This window comes from Nonomuraea sp. bgisy101 (assembly GCF_057708945.1).
On record NZ_JBYITD010000020.1, the window covers coordinates 90,868 to 107,096 of the forward strand.

General features: G+C 70.7%; 15 protein-coding genes and 2 pseudogenes. 13 read left to right on the forward strand and 4 right to left on the reverse strand.

Going from position 1 to position 16,229, the window contains the following annotated elements; all coding sequences use genetic code 11:
• Positions 1-41 precede the first annotated feature (41 nt).
• The 4 genes from AC3EO4_RS32915 (at position 42) to AC3EO4_RS32930 (ending at position 3,635) form a co-directional block, all read left to right on the forward strand.
• Positions 42-422, forward strand: coding sequence for a GntR family transcriptional regulator (locus tag AC3EO4_RS32915; protein ID WP_379569592.1), 381 nt, complete (start codon positions 42-44; stop codon positions 420-422).
• Positions 419-1,240 carry an ABC transporter ATP-binding protein gene (locus AC3EO4_RS32920; protein WP_431899271.1) on the forward strand — a complete coding sequence of 274 codons (822 nt, stop codon included), beginning with the start codon at positions 419-421 and terminating at the stop codon, positions 1,238-1,240. Before AC3EO4_RS32915 ends, AC3EO4_RS32920 begins: the two co-directional genes overlap by 4 nt.
• Positions 1,237-2,154 (forward strand): hypothetical protein, encoded by a 918-nt coding sequence (locus AC3EO4_RS32925; protein ID WP_379569588.1) that lies wholly within the window; start codon positions 1,237-1,239, stop codon positions 2,152-2,154. Before AC3EO4_RS32920 ends, AC3EO4_RS32925 begins: the two co-directional genes overlap by 4 nt.
• Positions 2,155-2,441: 287 nt before the next feature.
• Positions 2,442-3,635, forward strand: a complete 1,194-nt coding sequence (locus tag AC3EO4_RS32930; RefSeq protein ID WP_379569586.1) for an MFS transporter — start codon at positions 2,442-2,444, stop codon at positions 3,633-3,635.
• Here AC3EO4_RS32930 and AC3EO4_RS32935 read toward each other — a convergent pair.
• The gene (locus AC3EO4_RS32935) at positions 3,628-4,161 is read right to left on the reverse strand and encodes a type 1 glutamine amidotransferase domain-containing protein (RefSeq protein WP_379569584.1); all 534 of its coding nucleotides are present in this window, start codon (positions 4,159-4,161) and stop codon (positions 3,628-3,630) included. The two genes, AC3EO4_RS32930 and AC3EO4_RS32935, sit on opposite strands and share 8 nt — an antisense overlap.
• Before the next feature lie 96 nt (positions 4,162-4,257).
• Between AC3EO4_RS32935 and AC3EO4_RS32940 the strand changes: the two are divergent.
• A pseudogene (locus tag AC3EO4_RS32940) lies at positions 4,258-4,461 on the forward strand (heavy-metal-associated domain-containing protein); the annotation flags it as partial.
• Positions 4,462-4,609: 148 nt separating this feature from the next.
• Here the strand turns inward: AC3EO4_RS32940 and AC3EO4_RS32945 are convergent.
• Positions 4,610-4,960 (reverse strand): ribosomal maturation YjgA family protein, encoded by a 351-nt coding sequence (locus AC3EO4_RS32945; RefSeq protein ID WP_431899274.1) that lies wholly within the window; start codon positions 4,958-4,960, stop codon positions 4,610-4,612.
• A 21-nt stretch (positions 4,961-4,981) separates the two neighbouring features.
• Here AC3EO4_RS32945 and AC3EO4_RS32950 point away from each other — a divergent pair, with 21 nt between their 5' ends.
• The 8 genes and pseudogenes from AC3EO4_RS32950 to AC3EO4_RS32985 all read left to right on the forward strand — a co-directional run bounded on the left by AC3EO4_RS32950 (position 4,982) and on the right by AC3EO4_RS32985 (position 14,278).
• A complete protein-coding gene (locus tag AC3EO4_RS32950; RefSeq protein WP_431899276.1) occupies positions 4,982-6,613 on the forward strand; it encodes an ABC-F family ATP-binding cassette domain-containing protein in 1,632 nt (543 codons plus the stop codon).
• Positions 6,614-6,735: 122 nt separating this feature from the next.
• Entirely contained in the window at positions 6,736-8,565 is a 1,830-nt protein-coding gene (locus tag AC3EO4_RS32955) for an ABC transporter substrate-binding protein (RefSeq protein ID WP_379569578.1), read from the forward strand.
• Positions 8,562-9,620: an ABC transporter permease gene (locus tag AC3EO4_RS32960; protein WP_379569737.1), complete on the forward strand. Its 1,059-nt coding sequence runs from the start codon at positions 8,562-8,564 to the stop codon at positions 9,618-9,620. The genes AC3EO4_RS32955 and AC3EO4_RS32960 overlap by 4 nt, the downstream gene beginning before the upstream one ends.
• The gene (locus AC3EO4_RS32965) at positions 9,617-10,501 is read left to right on the forward strand and encodes an ABC transporter permease (protein WP_379569576.1); all 885 of its coding nucleotides are present in this window, start codon (positions 9,617-9,619) and stop codon (positions 10,499-10,501) included. Before AC3EO4_RS32960 ends, AC3EO4_RS32965 begins: the two co-directional genes overlap by 4 nt.
• Positions 10,498-11,487: pseudogene (locus tag AC3EO4_RS32970) on the forward strand (ABC transporter ATP-binding protein); the annotation flags it as partial. The gene AC3EO4_RS32965 and the pseudogene AC3EO4_RS32970, both read left to right, overlap by 4 nt.
• A gap of 206 nt (positions 11,488-11,693) precedes the next feature.
• On the forward strand, positions 11,694-12,680 hold the full coding sequence (locus AC3EO4_RS32975; RefSeq protein ID WP_379569574.1) for an ABC transporter ATP-binding protein: 987 nt from the start codon (positions 11,694-11,696) through the stop codon (positions 12,678-12,680).
• Positions 12,681-12,821: 141 nt separating this feature from the next.
• Positions 12,822-13,655: a CPBP family intramembrane glutamic endopeptidase gene (locus tag AC3EO4_RS32980; RefSeq protein ID WP_379569572.1), complete on the forward strand. Its 834-nt coding sequence runs from the start codon at positions 12,822-12,824 to the stop codon at positions 13,653-13,655.
• A gap of 20 nt (positions 13,656-13,675) precedes the next feature.
• A complete protein-coding gene (locus tag AC3EO4_RS32985) occupies positions 13,676-14,278 on the forward strand; it encodes a gamma carbonic anhydrase family protein (RefSeq protein WP_379569570.1) in 603 nt (200 codons plus the stop codon).
• Between the two features lie 4 nt (positions 14,279-14,282).
• Here the strand turns inward: AC3EO4_RS32985 and AC3EO4_RS32990 are convergent, their stop codons facing one another.
• Positions 14,283-15,866: an amidohydrolase gene (locus tag AC3EO4_RS32990; protein WP_379569568.1), complete on the reverse strand. Its 1,584-nt coding sequence runs from the start codon at positions 15,864-15,866 to the stop codon at positions 14,283-14,285.
• Positions 15,859-16,227, reverse strand: a complete 369-nt coding sequence (locus AC3EO4_RS32995; protein WP_431899416.1) for a hypothetical protein — start codon at positions 16,225-16,227, stop codon at positions 15,859-15,861. The genes AC3EO4_RS32990 and AC3EO4_RS32995 overlap by 8 nt, the downstream gene beginning before the upstream one ends.
• Positions 16,228-16,229: the final 2 nt, after the last annotated feature.

The following is a 16,229-nucleotide window of genomic DNA, read 5'->3' on the forward strand; positions in this document are numbered from 1 at the left end:
CACCCTTTCACTATTGCAATAGTGAAAGGGTGTTATCGGGCGTGATCGACTTCTATCTCGACAGGAGCTCGGGGGTGTCCACCTACCTCCAGCTCGTCCACCAGGTCAAGCAGGCTCTACGGCTCGGCACCCTGCGGCCGGGTGACAAGCTCCCCACCGCGAAGGAGGTCGTCGACCGGCTGGCGATCAATCCCAACACCGTGCTCAAGGCCTACCGCGAGCTCGAACGAGAGGGCCTGGTCACCGGGCGTCCCGGCATGGGCACGTTCGTGCAGCGCTCGATCGGCGGCGCCTCGCCGGCCGCCCAGGCGCGGCTGCGCGCCTCCCTCGCCGCATGGGTACGGCAGGCACGCGAAGCCGGGCTGGCCGACGAGGACCTGCACGCCCTCTTCGGCGCGGTCGTCAGGGAGGCCGCCGCATGATCGAGGTGACCGGGCTCAGCGTCGGCGACAGGCTGCGCGACTGCTCGCTCCACGTGCCCGCTGGACGGGTCGCCGCGCTCGTCGGGCCGAACGGCGCGGGCAAGACCACGCTCCTCCACACGGTGGTCGGCCTGCTCACCCCCGACAGGGGCACGGTCAGGACGGCGGGCGAGGTCGCGTTCGTGGCGCAGGACAAGCCGCTCTACGACTCCTTCACCGTCGCCGAGACGCTGACGCTCGGGCGCAGGCTCAACACGCGATGGGACCCCGCGCTGGCGACGGCGCGGACGGCCGAGCTCGGCATCCCGCTCGGCCGCAGGATCGGCAGTCTGTCGGGAGGGCAGCGGGCCCAGGTGGCGCTCACGCTCGCGCTGGCCAGGCGGCCCGACCAGCTCGTGCTGGACGAGCCGCTGGCCAACCTCGACCCGCTGGCCAGGCACGAGGTGATGCGTTCGCTCATGACCGCGGTGGCCGAGACGGGGATGGGCGTGATGATCTCCTCGCACGTGGTGTCCGATCTGGTGGACACCTGCGACTGGCTGGTCGTGCTGAACGGGGGGCGGGTGCAGGTCAGCGGCGACATCGAGGAGTTGCTGGCCGAGCACCGCATGATGACGGGCCCGCCGGAGCTCACGCTGAACGCGGCGGCCGTGGGCGGGAGCCGTACCGAGAGGGAGCAGAGCTGGCTGGTGCGGGGCGCGCCCGTGACCGACCCGCGGTGGCGGACGCGGACGGTCGGCCTCGAAGACCTGGTGATGGCCTATCTGCGCAGCCCCGAGGCGGCGGCGCTGCCGAGGCCGGCGGGGGTGCGGGCGTGATCTGGCTGACCTACCGCCAGCACAGGGGGCAGTTGCTGGTGATGGCGGGGCTGCTGGCCGCCCTCGGGGTGATGTTCACGGTGTCATGGCTGGAGGCGTCGGCTTTCGTCGCGTCGCACCGAGGGCTGGGCGCCGGCGATCTCGACGCGGCGCTGGGCGAGCGCTATCAGGCCGTCTACACCCTCTTCGGCTGGCTGCCGATCGTGGCGCCCGCGTTGATCGGGGTCTTCTGGGGCGCGCCGCTGCTGGGAAGGGAGTTCGAGCGGGGGACGCACCAGCTGGTGTGGACACAGGGGGTGTCGCCGCGCAGGTGGCTGGCGATCAAGCTGGCGGTGCTGGGCGGGGCGGTGGCGCTGGGCGGGCTCGCCATGTCGGCGATGGTGTCGGCGTGGCGTCCGCTCTTCCGCACCGACACGTTCGGCAACGTCGGCATCTTCAACATGCTCGGGGTGGAGCCGGTCGCCTGGTGGGTGTTCGCCCTCATGCTGGGAACCGCGGCGGGGGCCGTGCTCCGGCGCACTCTTCCCGCGATGGCGGTGGTCGTCGGTGTGCTCGTGGTCATGACGTTCGCGCTGTTCAGCATGAGCGACCACTACGCGACGCCATCCAGGGTGGTGACGGCCGACGGAAGCCTGGCTCAGGACGTGCGGCTCGTGTCGCGGGCCTGGGCGGACCCCGCGGGCGCCGAGCTCACCTCGCCGCCGCCGGGGGTGTGCCCGCGCGAGTCCGGGCTGGGGCGAGGGGAGCGGGCGCAGGTGGCCCACGAGCGCTGCCTGATCGTCAAGGGCTACCGCTACGTGTTCTACGTCCACCGCCCTGAGATGTTCTGGCGCTTCCAGCTCACCGACGCGGCGATCCTGCTGTCGGGGGCGGGGCTGCTCGGCTGGCTCACCGTCCGCCGCGTCCCCCGGTAGGTGGGGGTGTACGGCTGGCGGGCGCCAGCCGTACGAGGTGGTCGCCGGTTGGCGGAGGGCCACCGATCAGGTCCAGGAGACTCCGCGCTGCACGGGTGCCACCCCCCTTCCCTCAGGGATGCCACAGCGGTGAATCGTGATTTATCGCTGATTATGGTGATAAAACGATCTACGCTGCGTTCGTAATGATCTGAAATTGTCCGGGGCATTGCAAGTCCTTGATCGCGCCACTCGATCTTGTTAGGTTGCAACCGTTTGCGATCTATGGGTACGGGTGGCGATGATCCATGGAAAAGCGGTCCCCGGGCTTCGGCGAGGTCTTCTCCGTCGCGGAGTACCGCCGTCTCTGGAGCGCGACCGTCATCTCCGAACTGGGTGACCAGCTGGCCAGGGTGGCCGTCGTCATGCTGGTCCACCAGCGGACGTCCTCCGCCTGGCTGACCGCGCTCTCCTACGCGCTCACGTATGTGCCCACGATCATGGGCGGCTCTCTGCTCGCGGCTCTCGCCGATCGATACCCGCGCAGAAACGTGATGATCTCCGCGGACCTCATCCGCGCGATTCTGGTCGTTCTCATCGCGATCCCCGGCATGCCGCTGGGGGCGCTCTACGCGTTGCTCTTCGCCGTCCAGGCGCTGGAGTCGCCGGCGCGTGCCGCGAGAGCCGCGATCCTGCCCCAGATGCTGTCCGGCGAGCGGTACACCGTCGGCGTCGCCGCCTACCACGTGACCAACCAGGCCACCTATGTCCTGGGCTTCCTGGTCGGCGGCCTGGTCGTCGCGGCGACGGGGCCGCGGCCCGCCTTCGTGATCGACGCGGCCACGTTCGTGGTGTCCGCGCTGCTGGTTTCGCGTCTTCCCGCGTACGCGCCCGCCGAGTCCGCGCGGGTCGCGAAGCCGCGACTCCGTGATCGCATCGAGACGATCACGGGGCATCCCCGTCTGCGCCGGCTGGCGGCGCTGGCGCTGCTCGCGGCCTTCTCGATGACGCCGCTCGCGCTCGCCGTGCCGTACGGCAGGCAGATCGGACTGGACGAGGACCTGTCGAGCCTGCTCATGGCCGCGATCCCCGCCGGGTACGTGGCGGGGACCGTCGTGCTGACCAAGCGGGTCCGCCCCGAGACGCGGCCGCGCCTGCTCGGGCCGCTCGCGCTGGCGAGCTTCGTGCCGCTGCTCGGCGCGGCTCTGCTGCCGCCGCTGCCGGTGATGCTCGTCCTCCTCGTGGCGTGCGGGGCCTTGACCGCCTACCAGGTGGTGGCCAACGCCGAGTTCGTCTCGCTGGTGCCCGACGAGCGGCGCGGAGGCGCGATCGGCGTCGTCGCCGCGGCGCTGACCGCGGCGCAGGGTCTCGCGATGGTGCTGGCGGGGATCGTGGCCGAGTTCGCGGGCGCGGGCGGCGCCATCGCGCTCTTCGGTGCGGCGGGCGCGCTCGCCGCCCTGGCCCTGCTGAGGGGCGTTCGGTCGGAGCTTCAGGTCAGCTGAAGGCGTCCACGGCCGCCTGGTCGAAAGCCTTGAGATCGTCGGGCTTGCGGCTGGTGACCAGCGTGTTGGGGCCTGACGTGCAGATGATGACCTCCCTGTCCTGCCATGTCGCGCCCGCGTTGCGCAGGTCGGTCTTGAGACTGGGCCACGAGGTGACCGTGCGCCCGCGGACCGCGTCCGCCTCGATGAGCGTCCACGGCGCGTGGCAGATGGCGGCGACCGGTTTGCCCGCGTCGAAGAAGCCGCGCACGAAGCTGACGGCGGCCGGGACGGTGCGCAGGAAGTCGGGGTTCGCGACGCCGCCGGGAAGCACGAGTCCGTCGAAGTCCTCGACCGAGACCTCCGGCAGCGTGGCGTCCACCGCGAACGTGTCCCCCTTGTCGAGGTGGTTGAAGGCCTGGATTCGCCCTGGCGAGGTGGAGATGAGCCGGGGGGTGCCGCCTGCCTGCTTGACGGCCTTCCACGGTTCGGTGAGTTCGATCTGCTCGACGCCCTCGGGGGCGACGAGGAAGGCGATGGTATCCATGGTCGTCGCGTGCCCTGAGGGAGCGGATCTATGCCCAATAAACCCCTAGGGGGTATATAGTGAGGGCACGAGTTCCCGAGCTGTGAGGAGAGTTCGATGACCGTCACCACGTATCAGGTCGAGGGTATGACCTGTGGCCACTGCGTCAGCTCGGTGACCGCCGAGGTGGGCAAGGTGGCAGGCGTGAGCGAGGTGCGGGTGGACCTGGCGAGCAAGGCCGTCACCGTGACGAGCGCGTCGCCGCTCGACGACGCCGTCGTGGGCGCGGCCGTCACGGAGGCGGGCTACGAGCTCGCCGGTCGCCAGGACACCATCATGCTGGCCCAGGCCGGCGGCTCGTGCTGCGGCTCGGGCGGCTGCCACTAGCGGTCCTCCCCGGGACACGGCCTGAAGCGGGGGCGGTCCTCTCCAGGAGCGGAGGGGCCGCCCGCGGCCCACGCGCGGTGCGTCAGGCGGTCCGGGCGTCCGGTGTTCCGCGGCGGCGCAGGACGTGGTCGAAGGCGCACACCGCCGCCGCGCCCACGGCGTACCAGAACAGGTCGGGCGGGTTGAACGTGCTGCCGAGGACCGGCGCCAGCACCCGCGGCAGGTCCAGCAGCTGCGCGAACTCGATCGCCCAGCTCGCCCCCAGCGCGACCCCCGCCGCCCACACCGGCCGCACCCGTGGTGCGACGAAAACCACGATCCAGTACAGCAGCACCGTGTAGAACGCGTCCCCCGCGTACTTCGACAACGGCCTGGTGGCCAGCCCGAGGATGATCGTCAGGGCGGCGAAAATCGCGATGCGGGTCCGTGGCATGCGATTACGCTAACGGTTGTTATGAGCGCAACTCTTGTCGCAAAAGATCTCGCCGCGGGTCACGGTGAGCGGGTCCTGTTCTCCGGTCTGGACCTCGTGGTCGCCCCTGGCGACGTCATCGGACTCGTCGGTGTCAACGGAGCGGGCAAGTCGACACTGCTTCGCCTCCTTGCCGCGATCGACCGGCCGGAGCACGGTTCGATCAGGCTGAACCCGCCCACGGCCGTCGTCGGCTTCCTGCCCCAGGAGCCCGAGCGGCGCCAGGGCGAGACGGTCAGGCAGTTCCTCGCCCGCCGTACCGGTGTCACCAAGGCGCAGCAGGATCTCGACGCGTCCACGCAGGCCCTCGTGGAGGCCGCGCAGGGCGCCGACGACGCCTACAGCGTCGCGCTGGAGCGCTGGCTGTCGCTCGGCGGCGCGGACCTGGAGGAACGCGCGGACGAGGTGGCCGCCGAGCTCGGGCTGATGATCGATCTCGATCTGCCCATGACGTCGCTGTCCGGCGGGCAGGCCGCCCGTGCGGGTCTGGCGTCGCTGCTGCTCAGCCGGTACGACCTGTTCCTGCTCGACGAGCCCACCAACGACCTCGACCTGGACGGGCTCGACCGGCTGGAGCGGTTCGTGAAGGGGCTGCGCGCGGGAACCGTCGTGGTCAGCCACGACCGCGAGTTCCTGGCCAGGACGGTGACCTCGGTGCTGGAGCTCGACCTGGCCCAGCAGCAGGTCCACCTGTACGGCGGCGGCTACCAGGCCTACCTGGACGAGCGCGAGGTGGCCCGCAGGCACGCCCGCGAGCGTTACGAGGAGTACGCCGAGACGCGCTCCGGACTGGAGCTGCGCGCCCGCACCCAGCGCGCCTGGATGGAGAAGGGCGTCAAGAACGCCCGCAGGAAGCAGAAGGACAACGACAAGATCGGCCGCAACGCCCGCGTCGAGACCACGGAGAAGCAGGCGGCGAAGGCCCGGCAGACCGAGAAGCTGATCGAACGCCTCGAGGTGGTGGAGGAGCCGCGCAAGGAGTGGGAGCTCCGGATGGAGATCGCGGCCGCGCCTCGCGCGGGCGCGGTGGTGTCCACGGTGCGCGGCGCCGTGGTCAGGCGAGGCACGTTCACGCTCGGCCCCGTCGACCTGGAGATCGGCTGGGCGGAGCGCGTGGCGATCACCGGCGCGAACGGCTCGGGCAAGACGACGCTGCTGGCCGCCATGCTCGGCAGGCTGAAGCTCGACGAGGGCCACGCGGCGCTGGGGCCCGGCGTGGTGGTCGGCGAGGTCGACCAGGCCCGCAGGCTGTTCGAGGGGTCGGCGCCGCTGGCGGAATCGTTCTCCGACGAGATGCCGCCAGGAGAGGTGCGGACGCTGCTGGCCAAGTTCGGGCTCAAGGCCGACCACGTGCTGCGGCCGGCCTCCACCCTCTCACCCGGCGAGCGGACCCGCGCCGCGCTGGCGCTGCTGCAGGCCAGGGGCGTCAACCTGCTGGTGCTCGACGAGCCGACCAACCACCTCGACCTGCCCGCGATCGAGCAACTGGAGTCGGCGCTCGCCTCCTACCCTGGCACGCTGCTGCTCGTCACCCACGACCGCAGGATGCTCGACGCCGTCCAGGTGGATCGGCGGCTGAGGGTGGACGGAGGTCACGTTTCCGAAGAGGGGTGAAAAATAACATCGCTGATGGAAACGAGAGTGAAACAATTTTCCGTCTCTCGTTGACACACGATGTTGCGATGGTGTGCCTTTCTCTACAACAGGTCTCCCCCTTGCCTGAGAGTGAGGCACCAATGGGTAAATGGCTCGCGCGCCTGACGGCGCTCGGGGTGGCTCTAGCACTGGCGGCACCGGTCACCGCCGCGCAGGCGGATCCCGCCACGACGGGCAAGAAGACCGTCAGGATCGGCTCGATCCAGTCGGTCGACTCGATGAACCCGTTCCTGGCGGTACGGCTGATCGCGGGCCAGCTCCAGCGGTGGACGTACATGTTCCTCACCACCCCCGACCCCAAGACCCTGCAGCCCAGCCCGGACCTGGCGGAGTCGTGGGAATCGTCCGCCGACGGGCTCACCTGGACGTTCAAGATCCGGCAGGCCAAGTGGTCGGACGGCCAGCCGGTCACCGCCCAGGACGCCGCCTGGACCTTCAACAAGATCATGACGGATGACGCGGCCAAGACCGGCAACGGTCCCGCCGTGGAGAACTTCGCCTCGGTCACCGCCACCGACGACAGGACCCTGGTCATCAAGACCAAGGCGCCCCAGGCGTCGATGCTGTCGAACCCGATCCCGATCGTGCCCAAGCACATCTGGGAGAAGGTCGGCGACATGGCCACGTTCGAGAACGAGACCTACCCCGCCGTCACCAACGGCGCGTACATCCCGATCGAGCACAAGAAGGACAGCTACGTCAAGCTCAAGGCCAACCCTGACTACTGGCAGGGCAAGCCCAAGATCGACGAGCTGCAGGTCATCTTCTACGAGAACCCCGAGGCCGCCATCGCCGGCCTCAAGAAGGGCGACATCGACCTGATCGGCCGCCTGGCGGCGCCGCAGTTCGAGGCGGGCGCCGGCGACCCGAACATCACGCAGTGGAACACCCCCGGCCGCCGCGCCGCGTACCTGCAGATCAACCACGGCGCCACCACGTCCGACGACAAGCCGGTCGGTGACGGCCACCCGGCGCTGAAGGACCCGAAGGTCCGCCAGGCCATCCACTACGCGATCGACAAGAAGGCGCTCGTCGACCAGGTCCAGAACGGCCTGGCGGTGCCGGCCGACGGCTCGATCGTGCCCCCGATGTACACCGACTTCTTCTGGCAGGCCACCGGTGACGAGAAGGTCACCTTCGACCTGGCCAAGGCCAACCAGATCCTCGACGAGGCCGGTTACAAGAAGGGCGCCGACGGCGTCCGCACGATGCCCGACGGCAAGCGGAAGCTGGAGATGCGCTTCAGCATCCACACCGACACCCCGACCGAGGACAAGCTCGCCCAGTTCCTCACCGGGTGGTTCAAGGAGATCGGCATCACGCTGACCACGCGCAAGCTCGACTCCAACAAGTTCACCGAGGAGACCGGCAGCACCGCCCTGTTCGACATCGCGATCAGCGGCTGGTCGGTCAACCCCGACCCCGAGGAGGTCCTGGCCACGCACCTGTGCAGCAGGCGGCCCACCCCGTCGGGCGAGGGCGGCGGCACCGAGTCCTTCTACTGCGACAAGCAGTACGAGGAGCTCTACCAGTCGCAGCTCAAGGAGCTCGACACCACCAAGCGCGCTGACATGATCAAGCAGATGCAGCAGCGCCTCTACACCGACGCGCCGGTCATCGCGCTCTACTACCCGAACAACCTGGAGCTGTACCGCAAGGACCGGATCACCAGCATCACCCCGATCCCGGCGGGCAGGCAGGGCGAGGGCATCCTGTACGGCGGCGCCAGCGGCTACCCGATGGTGACCCTGGACGCCAAGGCCGTGGCCTCCGGCGGTTCGGGCGGCAGCGGTGGCGGCGGCTCCAACACCGGCCTGATCATCGGTGTCGTGGCGGCCGTGGTCGTCGTGGGCGCCGGCGGCTTCTTCCTGGCCAGGCGGCGTAAGAGCACCTCGGACGAACGCGAATAATGGCCACTCCGCTCGAAACCGAGCCCGCCGCCGTCCAGACGGCGGCGGGCCCCGGCGAGGATCGGCCCGCCTACAGGGGCACGCTCAGGTACGCCACCACCAAGCTCGGCGGGGCACTGCTCAGCATCGCGATGGTGATCGTCGCGACGTTCTTCCTGTTCCGCCTCATCCCCGGGGACCCGGTCATCGCCTACACGCGCGACGTGCCGCTCAGCCCCGAGCAGATCGACCTGCTGCGCAGGCAGATGGGCCTCGACAAGCCGCTGCTGCAGCAGTTCGTCGACTTCGTGCTGCGGACGCTCCAGTTCGACCTCGGCACCTCCTACGAGTACAAGCGGCCGGTCACCGACCTGATCGGCGAGCGGTTCGGCCCCACGCTGCTGCTGACCGGCGTCGGCCTGCTCATCGCGGTCAGCCTCGGCCTGTGGCAGGGCACGCGTGCCGCATGGAACCACGGCGGCCGCCTCGACCGCTTCTCCACCGGCGTCTCGCTCGTGCTGTGGTCGGTGCCGACGTTCTGGCTCGGCCTGCTGCTGCTCATGGTCCTCGGCGCGGGCATCGGGCCGATTCCCGGGCTGTTCCCCACGCGTGGCATGGAGAGCGTCGACGCGCCCGACGGCTTCGCCTACCTGCTCGACGTCGGCCACCACATGGTCCTGCCGTGCCTCACGCTGGTCGCCGTCGTCTACGCGCAGTACCTGCTGGTCATGCGCTCCTCGCTGCTCGACGAGATCGGCCAGGACTACGTGACCACCGCGCGCGCCAAGGGGCTGCGCGACGACATGGTACGGCGGCGGCACGCCGTGCCGAACGCGCTTCTTCCGACCGTGACGCTCGTCTTCATCCACATCGGCTTCGTGGTGGGCGGCGCGGTCTCCGTCGAGACCGTGTACTCATGGCCCGGCCTCGGCCTGCTGTTCTACGAGGCGATCAAGGGGCCTGACTTCGCGGTCATGCAGGGCACGTTCATGGTCGTCTGCGTCGCGGTGATCATCATGAACACGCTGGCCGACGTGGCCTACCACGTCCTTGACCCGAGGGTGAGGTCGGCATGAGCTCCGTGACGTGGGCGCGCAGGCGCTCCTCGCTCGCCCGGTTCTGGCAGCAGTACCGCCGGCACAGGGCAGGCGTGATCGGCGCCGCCGTCCTGGCGGTCTTCGTCGTGCTCGCGCTGATCACGCCGCTGGTCACCGACCCTTCGGGCATGGACGTCACCAAGGCGACCGGCGCCAAGATGGCCCCGCCGAGCCTCGACTTCCTGCTCGGCACCGACGAGTCGGGGCGCTCGATCCTGCTCATGATCCTGTGGGGCTCGCGCGTCTCGCTGCTCATCGGGTTCATGTCCGCGCTGCTCAGCATGGTGATCGGCACGGTCGTCGGCATCGCGGCGGGACACTTCAGGGGCTGGGCGTCGGCCGCGCTGATGCGGGTCACCGACTGGTTCCTCGTCCTGCCCTCGCTGGTGCTGGCGCTGGTCCTGTCGGCGATCCTCGGCGGCAGCACCTCGACGATCATCCTGGCGATCGGCATCACCTCGTGGGCCTCCACGGCCAGGCTGATCAGGGCCCAGACGCTAGCCGTCGAGGCCAGGCCGTACATCGAGAGATCGCGCGCGCTCGGTGCCGGGCACTGGCACGTGATGAGCCGCCACGTCCTGCCGAACGTCGCGCCGCTCGTCCTGGCCAACACCACCCTGCAGGTGGCCAGCGCGATCGTCGCCGAGTCGACGCTCGCCTTCCTCGGCGCCGACTCGGGTCAGGCGTCGTGGGGTCAGCTGCTGCGCGGATCCTACGACTGGGGCGCGGCCACGGCCGGCGCCTGGTGGTACATCCTCGCTCCCGGTCTCTGCATCGTCGCGGTCGTGCTGGCGTTCACGCTGTGCGGGCGGGCGATGGAGGCCGTGCTCAACCCACGCCTCCGGGGGGTCAGCCGATGAACGTGTTGTCACTCGAGGACGTCTCGGTGACGTACTCCATCGCCTCGGGCGAGGTGCCCGCGGTCCGCGGGGTCTCGCTGTCGCTGGCAGCCGGTGAGGCGCTGGGGATCGCCGGTGAGTCGGGTTCCGGCAAGTCGACGCTGGCCATGGCGTTGCTGCGGCTGTTGCCGCGCGACGCCCGCGTCGACGGCAGGATCCTGCTCGACGGCGAGGACGTGCTGGCCATGAAGTGGGGGCGGCTGCGCGCGGTGCGCTGGGCCGAGGCCTCCATCGTGTTCCAGGGGGCCCAGCACGGGCTCAACCCGGTGCGGCGCATCGGCGAGCAGATCGCTGAACCGCTGCTGGTGCACGGGCTCGCCCAGCCGTCCCAGGCGCGGACGCGGGTGGCCGAGCTCCTGGAGCAGGTCGGGCTGCCGGGCTGGCGGGCGCGAAGCTATCCGCACGAGCTGTCCGGCGGGCAGCGGCAGCGGGTGATGATCGCGATGGCGCTGGCGTGCTCGCCACGACTGATCATCGCCGACGAGCCGACGACGGCACTGGACGTGATGGTCCAGGCCCAGGTCCTGACGCTGATCAAGGAGCTGATCGCGTCACACGGCATCTCCCTGGTCATGATTTCTCACGACTTGTCGGTCCTGGCGGACATGTGTGATCGCCTGGCGGTCATGTACGCGGGCCGGATCGTCGAGAACGGGCCCTCGCACGAGGTGTTCCACGCCGCCAGCCACCCTTACAGCAAGGCGCTGGCCGCCGCCTTCCCCACTGTCGGCGACCCCGTCTCCCGGATGGCGCCCAAGGGGCTCGGCGGCGACCCGCCCGACCCGATGGACCTGCCGTCGGGGTGCTCGTTCCACCCCCGCTGCCCTGTCGCGCTGGACGTGTGCTCGTCGCTGGACGTCGAGCTGTGGCCGGCGGGCGACGCGGACGCGGGCCCGCACACCGCCGCCTGCGTCCACGTCCGCCCCGACCTGACCGCGGGCGCGACCCCCGCCGCTCCGCCGTCCCCCGAGCGGACCGAGGAGGAGGCGGCTCACCCGTCCCCCGAGCAGGTGGAGGAGGCCGCTCCGTCGTCCCCCGAGCAGGCGGCTCACCCGTCCGAGGAGACCGGCGAGGAGGCCGTCCCGGCAGCCCCCGAAACGGCGGTGGCCCGTGATGACGAGCGGGTTCCGTCCAGCCGCGCCAAGGAGATCCCATGACCACGACGCTCCTGGAAGCGCGGGACCTGCGTGTCGAGTTCGCCTCGAGGGGGCGGCGCGCCCGCGCCGTCGACGGTGTCAACCTGGCCGTCGGCGAGGGCGAGATCGTGGCCCTGGTCGGCGAGTCCGGATGCGGCAAGACCACGCTCGCCCGCACCCTGCTCGGCCTCGAACGCCCCACCAGCGGCACCGTCCTTTACGGCGGGCAGCCCCTCACCTACGGCTCCAAGGCGCTCAAGGCCTACCGCCGCGAGGCCCAGCTCGTCCTGCAGGACCCGATGGGCTCGCTGAACCCCAGGCACACCGTCTACGAGGCGGTCGCCGAGGGCCCGCGCATCCACGGTCTGGCCAACGAGGAGCAGGTCGTCTCCGACGCGTTGGCCAGGGCGGGCCTCAGACCACCCGAGCGGTTCTTCCTCCGCTACCCGCACGAGCTGTCCGGCGGCCAGCGCCAGCGCGTGGTCATCGCGGGCGCGCTCGCGCTGAACCCCCGCCTGCTGGTCGCCGACGAGCCCGTCGCCTCCCTGGACGCCAGCGTCCGCGGCGAGATCCTCGCGCTGCTGCTCAAGCTGCGCGCCGACCTCGGGCTCTCCGCGCTGGTCGTCACCCACGACCTCGGGCTGGCCTGGAACATCGCCGACCGGGTCGCGGTGATGTACCTGGGCAGGATCGTCGAGTCGGGACCTGTCGAAGAGGTGCTGAAGGCGCCCAAGCACCCCTACACGCAGGCACTGCTCTCGGTGCTGCCGGAATCGCCCGAGAGGGTGGTGCTGACCGGCGAGCCCCCGGACCCGACGCGCATCCCTGGCGGGTGCCGCTTCCACGCGCGCTGCCAGGTGCTGGCGTCGGGCGCGGCGGCGTCGGCCGGCGTGGACGGCCTGTGCAGGTCGGAGCCGCTGCAGGTGCTGCCTGCCGTAGCCGAGGCTCAGGCGGCCTGCTACTTCGCGAACAGGTCGATCCCTGACGAGGTCGCCCTCGGATGAACCGGACGGCGTGACGCACAGGGCCGGCGTGGCGGCGCTCGCCCGCCGGCGTCGGGCATGGCCGCGTCAACACAAGGGATGACGTCCGGCTGGTTCCACGGCAGGAGGAATCGGGCCGGAGCCGGGACAATCATGAAACACATGTCGAGAACCGGCCTCTTGACGGGGGCGGGCCTGGCGGTGTTCGTCCTGGCCTACGCGTCGCTGATCCTCACCGGCACCACCGTGATCCGCCAGTCGGCCGATCCCGGCGCCACGGGCGCCACCCTGTGGGCGGCGCTGCTGCCACCGCTGGCCGCGGTGATCCTGGCCATGCTCGTGGCGCCGCGCGCGGCGGTGCCGCAGCCGCTGGCCGGCCTGCCGCGGCCCCGCCTGGTCAGGGAGACGTGGCTGCTGCTCGCGGCGGCGGTCGCCTTCCCCGTCGCGGTGGCGCTGGTCGGCCGCGGCCTGCTCTACCCTGTCGCCAAGATCGCGATCCTGCTGGTCGTGCCGCTGGTCGGCTTCAGGCTGATCAGGGGGGACGGCCCGGCGGCCAGGTCCGTCCCCAGACCGGTGACCTGGCTGGCGCCGCTGCCCGCCGTCGTCGCGTGGTTCCTGCTGGCGGAGGTCAGCCCGCTGTCGCCGCCGCTGACGCAGCACCTGCCCGACCCGGTCACGCTCGCGATCGGCTCGCTGATCACGCTGCTGACGGCAGGCGTGCTGGAGGAGGTCTTCTACCGGGCGTGGCTGCAGACCAGGCTGGAGGTCCTGTACGGCAGATGGCCCGCGATCCTCGCCTCCGCGCTGCTGTTCGCCGCGATGCACGTCAGCCACATCGACCCCGAGGCCGTCGGCATCGGCATCGCCTCCGTCGTGGCGGCGCAGGGCATGTTCGGGCTCATGCAGGGCTACCTGTGGGCGCGCTACCGCAACATCTGGGTGATCATCCTCGTCCACGCCATCGTCAACCTGATCTACGTCGACATGCTGATCTAGTGGTCGAGCATGATGGGTTCATGTTGGTCGAACATCTGGGCAAGAGCCCGTCCGTCGATCCGACCGCCTACGTCGCCCCCACCGCCACGCTCTGCGGGGACGTGCGCGTCGGGCCGGGATGCCGGGTCCTGTTCGGCGCCGTCCTCACCGCCGAGGGAGGGCCCGTGGAGCTGGGCGAGGGCTGCATCGTGATGGAGAACGCCGTGCTGCGCGGCACCAGGCAGGACCCGCTGACGCTCGGCAGGCACGTCCTGGTCGGCCCCCTGGCCTACCTCACCGGATGCGCGGTCGAGGACGACGCCTTCCTCGCCACCGGGTCCAGGGTGTTCAACGGGGCGCGGATCAGGACACGGGCGGAGGTGCGCGTCAACGCCGTCGTCCACCTGCGCACCACCGTGGCCGAGGGCACGACGGTGCCGATCGGCTGGGTGGCGGTGGGCGATCCGGCCGAGCTGTTCCCGCCCGACCGGCACGACGCGATCTGGGCGGTGCAGCGGGAGCTCGACTTCCCCGGGTACGTCTTCGGGCTGCCGCGCGCCGCCGACGGCGAGTCGATCATGCCAGAGGTGTCCCGCCGCTACGGCCGCGCCCTCGGCCGCCACGGCGACGACACGATCCTCTGACCCGTCAGTGCGTGCGCCTGCCCTCCAGCCAGGTGCCGCGGATCTCGATGTGGCGAAGCTCCAGCGGGGGCGCCTCGCGCGGATCGGCCGACAGCCACACCAGGTCGGCGGCCTTCCCGACCTCCAGCGTCCCCCTGTCGCCCTCGCCGAACGCCTGGTAGGCCACGCCCGAGGTGTAGGCGCCGAGCGCGTCCTCCAGTGAGAGCCGCTCGCCGGGGGTCCACGGGGGCGTGCCGTCCACGGTCTGCCTGGTGGTCGCGATCTGGATGCCCAGCAGGGGCTGCTGCGAGCTGACCGGCCAGTCGCTGCCGAAGGACAGCGGCGTTCCGAGGACGCGCAGGGTCTCCATCGGGTACTGCAGATCTGCCCGGTCGGGGCCGAGCCTGGGCACGGTCAGCTCGGTCTGGAGCGGGTCGAGCTGGGCCCACAGCGGTTCGAAGTTCGCGATGACACCCAGCTCGGCGAAGCGCGGCAGGTCGGCGGCGGCGACGAGCTGCGTGTGGGCGATGACGGGGCGGCGGTCCCATGCGGGGTTCTCCCGCACGGCCCGCTCGATCGCGTCGAGGGCGGCGCGGATGCCGCTGTCGCCGATCGCGTGGATGTGCACCTGGAAGCCGTCGGCGTCGAACGCGGCCACCGCCTCGGCCAGCGCGGCCGGGTCCCAGACGGGCATGCCGCAGGAGTGCGGGGCGTCGACGTACGGCTCCAGCATGGCGGCGGTGCCGCCCTCGATGACGCCGTCGGCGAAGAATTTGACGGTGTTCGCGGTGACGAGCCTGGGGCCCGCCTGCCGTACCTGGTGGTCTTCCACGCGGGCGCGTAGCGCGGGGAAGAGCGCGCGCTGGGACGTCCAGCCGTCGGGGTCGGCGCGCAAGCCCAGGTTGGCGCGGAACCCGAGCCGTCCGCGCCGTGCCGCTTCCAGATAGGCCTCCACCATGTACGGCTCGACCCACGCGTCCTGCACCCAGGTGATGCCCGCGGAGGCCATGGCCTCGCCGGCGGCCGCCAGCCCCTCGACCAGCTCGTCCAGCGACTTGGCCGGGACCAGGTCCAGTACGAGGTCGCACGCGTGCCATTCCCTGAGAGTCCCGCGTGGGGTGCCGTCGGGGCGGCGGACGATCCAGCCGAGCCTGGGGTCGGGGGTCGACGGACCGATCCCCGCGCGCTCCAGCGCCGCGGTGTTGCACCAGACCGTGTGGTAGTCGTAGGCCCGCAGCACCACGGGCCGGTCGGACACCACCGCGTCCAGCCAGCGGGCGTCGAACTCGCCACCGGGCACGATCGTCGGGTCGTAACTGCCGCCGACGATCCACTCCAGCGCAGGGTTGTCCGCCGCGTAGCGGGCGACCTCCGCGACGATCTCCTCCACCGTGGTCCTGCCCTTGATCTGCGGACCCTGCGCCTCCAGCCCGCCGAACAGCGGATGGGCGTGGCCGTCGCCGAAGGACGGCATGAGGAAGCCGCCCTCCAGGTCGATCACCGTGGCGTCCGTGACGCGGTCCGCGATCCGCCCGCCGGAGACGGCGAGCTCGCCTGTGAAACCCGAACCGGTCCAGACGGTGCCGTTGGTGAAGAGCAGATCAGGCACGAGTGGCTTCCTCCGTGGTGAGAACGACGTAGCGAGAGGGGTCGCGGCGGCGGATGCGCAGCGGGAGCAGCGCGCCGAGCGCGAAGACGAGCGGGACGGGCAGGATGAGCAGGGCGTTCACGGTGCCGGTCGCGCCGGTGATGAGCTCGAAGTTCGCCACCACGAGCACGATGATCACCGCGAGCAGGACGAAGGCGGACAGCGGCGCGGCCGGCACCCGTCCCGCGCCGAATCCGCGCCTGTCCCTCCAGAAGAACGCGACCACCGACAGGGCGGCCAGCGCCTGCAGCACCATGACTCCGATGATGCCGGTGCCGTTCGTCCACAGGAAGATCACGGTGTAGGGGTCCGAGCCTGCCATGA